This window comes from Streptomyces atratus (assembly GCF_900119365.1).
Lineage (GTDB): Bacteria > Actinomycetota > Actinomycetes > Streptomycetales > Streptomycetaceae > Streptomyces > Streptomyces atratus_B.
The window spans coordinates 1-3,512 of record NZ_FPJO01000081.1 but is presented as its reverse complement, the minus strand read 5'-3'; the positions used below and the strand labels follow the sequence as shown (position 1 = coordinate 3,512).

3 protein-coding genes are annotated in these 3,512 nt (G+C 65.9%); 1 reads left to right on the top strand and 2 read right to left on the bottom strand.

Annotation, left to right across the window (positions count from 1 at the left end):
* Positions 1 to 1,974 (bottom strand): transporter substrate-binding domain-containing protein (locus BT364_RS38780; protein ID WP_177328411.1); only part of this gene is annotated, 1,974 nt, incomplete at its 3' end.
* A 175-nt stretch (positions 1,975 to 2,149) separates the two neighbouring features.
* Between BT364_RS38780 and BT364_RS38775 the strand changes: the two genes are divergently transcribed.
* A complete protein-coding gene (locus BT364_RS38775) occupies positions 2,150 to 2,398 on the top strand; it encodes a hypothetical protein (protein WP_072489809.1) in 249 nt (82 codons plus the stop codon).
* Positions 2,399 to 3,275: 877 nt separating this feature from the next.
* On the opposite strand, the gene BT364_RS38770 is transcribed toward BT364_RS38775, so the two are convergent.
* Positions 3,276 to 3,512 (bottom strand): peptidoglycan-binding domain-containing protein (locus BT364_RS38770; RefSeq protein ID WP_143166637.1); only part of this gene is annotated, 237 nt, incomplete at its 5' end.

The window sequence follows — 3,512 nt, the reverse complement described above, 5'->3', positions numbered from 1 at the left end:
AATGGATTCGCATACGAGATGACGCAAGGCGGGGTCGTTGTCCACCATCCCGACGCCCCAGTCTGTCGTGGTTCCCTTGACTCGGTCACGGATCACCGCCAGTCCTTCGTGTTTGGCCACGAAGCCGATAAGGATGGGAATGTCCGTGACCATAGCGATCGGATCGTCACTGCTCCAGGATTTCTTTATGATCTTATCCACGCAAAGCTGGTAGTCGGCATATTTATCCTCGACCACCACATTTTTCGCCGTTCTTGCCAGAATTCCCTTCGAAATCGAGCCTTTAGCCGTACACACCTTTGTACCATTCTTGAAGTCGTCGACCGAGTAAATCGGTTCCGGGTATACCTTTTCCTTTCCGTCTTCGTAAACGAAAGTCTTCTCAGGGTTGCCGTCGACCGTGCTTACCAGAATTCCCTGGTCGGTGGAGAGGTAGGGGCCAGCGAAAGCTACGCCTTCAGCCTTGCGATCAGGAGTGATGCTGTAGCTGCCCACGAAGAGGTCGATTTTGCGGTTCCTCAGCTCCTCTTCGCGAATTGCGGTACCGAGGGGGACAAATTTGATGTCCTCTTCTTTGAATTTGAGTTTCTTCGCAATATTTCTGGCAACCTCGATATCCAATCCTGACCATTTTCCGTTGATCTTCTCGCTCAGCCTCGGCTGATTCTCTTTGATTCCGATCCTCAGCTCACCGTTCGCCCTCGCGTCTTGGAGAACTTTTGAGTCCGCCAGTGTGTATTGCGGGTGGTAGTGGTCCCAGGTGAGCCAGCCGCCGCCGGCGAGGAGGGCGAGGCAGGCGGTACCGACCAGCGCGACGCGCATGCCTTTGCCTTTCCGGCCCCCGGCCCCGTTCGCCGGAAGTGTGGCGCTGCCTTGCCGGTTGGTGTTGTCGGGCATGGCGGCAGGGCCTTCCGCAGCGCTGTCGGAGCTGTTGTCCGGGGTGTCCGCGGACGGGCCGTGGACGGGGTCACCGCTGGTGGGGGTGGTGTCCGCGCTGTCCGTGGACGGGGCTCGGACAACCTGGCCCGGGATGGTCCGCACCCCCTGGGGGGCGGGTGGTACGGGGCTGCCGATCTGCTCGCGGACAGCGTCCAGGTGGGCGGTATAAGCGTCGAGCTGGGCGTCGGCGGTCTCGAGGAAGTGGTCGTATTCCCACGGCTGGGGCGCGGGCACAGAACCGGGGTCCTCGCCGTCGGGGCCGGCGGGAGTGTCGCGTCCGGTGAGCTGTCTGAACGCGCGGCGGTGCTGTTCGGCCTGCTGGAACGCCTCGATCCGCAGGTCCTCGGCTTCCTGCTGTTCCCGGCGGGCGCGGGTCAGCCTTTTCTCGAACTCCGCGTGCCGCCGCCCGGCCTCGGCCAGGCGCTGCTCGGTCTGGGCGAGGAGCCGTTGGTCCTCGGCCGCGCGTTTCCTGTTCTCGGCCGCGCGTTGCTGATTGGCCGTCGTTTCCGCCTCCTGCAGCCGCAGGCGTGCCTGGTCCCGTTCGGCCTCCAGGTCTTTGCAGCGCTGGTTCAGGTCAGCCATCGCGCTGATGAAGACGTAGATGAGATGGGTGAGACTCTGTACCGTCTCCTGCGCCTTGATCTGGCCCTGGCGGGCGTCGTCCAGGCGCATCTCGTAATCGTGCGGCGCGCTGCCCGAAATGTCGGGGGATTTGGCTGCCATGCGGGCCGCGTCCGCCTCTTCGGCCGCTCTCAGCAGTTCGTGCCCGAGACCTCGGTGAAGCTGCTGCTCCTGTGGGGGGACCAGCTTGGCGACGACGCTGTCCAGCAGCCACAGGGGAATCAGCTTGCGGCCCTTGAGGAACTCGCTCCACTGCGTACGGCCGAAGGGAAAGAGCTCCTCCAGCTGCCGCAAAGTCCGCCCGGCTACCCGGGCACGTAACCACTCCGCGAGCTCATCCGCCTGCGGTGTGTCCCCCGCTACCGGGCTATGCCGGGCCCTCAGCCGATGGGTCGGCCGCTCTTCGTCATGCACAGGCACCGCCTTCGTAAGGGTCGAATCCGTCCTCGTGTCCATGGAATTCAGACGGGTTCCAGCGCTGTGAACTGCGCGGACATGCCCGGACGTGAACGGACGTAAACGGACATCAGACCACCAACACACTCTGGTCTTCCACCCGTTCCGCAAAACTGGCTAGAAGGCAGCTGTCATGCAAAAGCGTTCGAACGACCGCACCCCGCTCCTCCTCCGCAGCAAGCCCGTCATGGGCATCGTCCTGATGGCGCTCGGAGTGACACTCCTGGCCATGGGGCTCCCCGAGAACTGGATCGACCTGGCCGCCCTCACCCTCGCCGCCGTGACCGCGCGGCCGGCCGACACCACCCCGCCCCGCCCTCCCGCCCGCAAGCCCCGCCGCAAGACCCGCAGCACGAAGCGCCGCACCACCCGCGGCAGGTGACGAACACCCCCGGCGAACACCTGGCAGACCAGGAACAGTCCACGGCCACACACGCAACCGCGCCTGTGCGCCCTTCTGAGGCCCGAACGCGGGCCGCCCTGGGTTGGGAGACCCGGGGCGGCTGACAGGCACTCAGGGCGACGTCCCGGCACCCGCCATCGACTTCGGGGCCGCCACGTCCCGGCCCGCGCGCGGCCCCGCCGACGCGCGCGAGGAACTTGGCCGGCCGCCGATCCCCGAGGCGCTCCCGCCCGCCCCGCCCCCACCCTCTCCACTTCGGCAGTTCGGGCGGCAGGGGGTACGCAGAGGGGATGTCAGCACCCCGACCACACCTCTACAGGATGGTGACCTGCACAAACGCCCGACGCCGTGGAGAGAGGGTGCAACAGATACCGCAGGAGATCATGCAAGGGATCGCGCAAGGAATGACGCAGGAGATCCCAGGCCGGGGTGGATTCGCCTGGCTTTCGCGCGGGCAGCTGCTCGGCGTCAGCAGCGCCCAGGAGCGCACTGGCTCGATCCGCTCGGCGGACAGCAGCCGCGGGCGCAGTGTCGGCTCCGCGCTCCTGGTCGTGCTCGTCGTCGGCCAGTGCCCAGCGGCGACCCTGATTCAGGGCCGGCCGGGCCGGGACCGTGGTCCTGGCCCAGCCCGTGGTCGGGGCTGTGGTCGGGGCTGTGGTCGGCCCGACCACGGGTCAGCGCCTACTCGCGGGAACGGCAACGAGGACCAGGCGGCCGCGGGCGAAGGCCGGCCACCGGGGCGCTGCCAACGCCGAGGGCAAGAACTGTCCAGCGGTGGGACAACTGGAACAGGTGGAACGGCCCAGTTCTTCCGGTGGAACGCTGGAACGGCGATCCTCCCGCTGGATCGCCTGTTTCAGTGTCCGCAGCCGGACATGGGGGTGTCGAGGTACTTCCAGGTCTGGGGTCCGACCTGGCCGTCGGGATTGAGGCCGCTGCAGCGCTGGACGGCGCGTACGGCGACATCGGTCTTTTCTCCGAAGTTGCCGTCGGCGGTGAGCGTGTAGTCGTAGTTGTAGTTCAGCAGGCACTGGATCTGCTTCACCTTCGAGCCGACCATGCCCTTGGCCATGACCTGGGTGCGGTCCCAGTT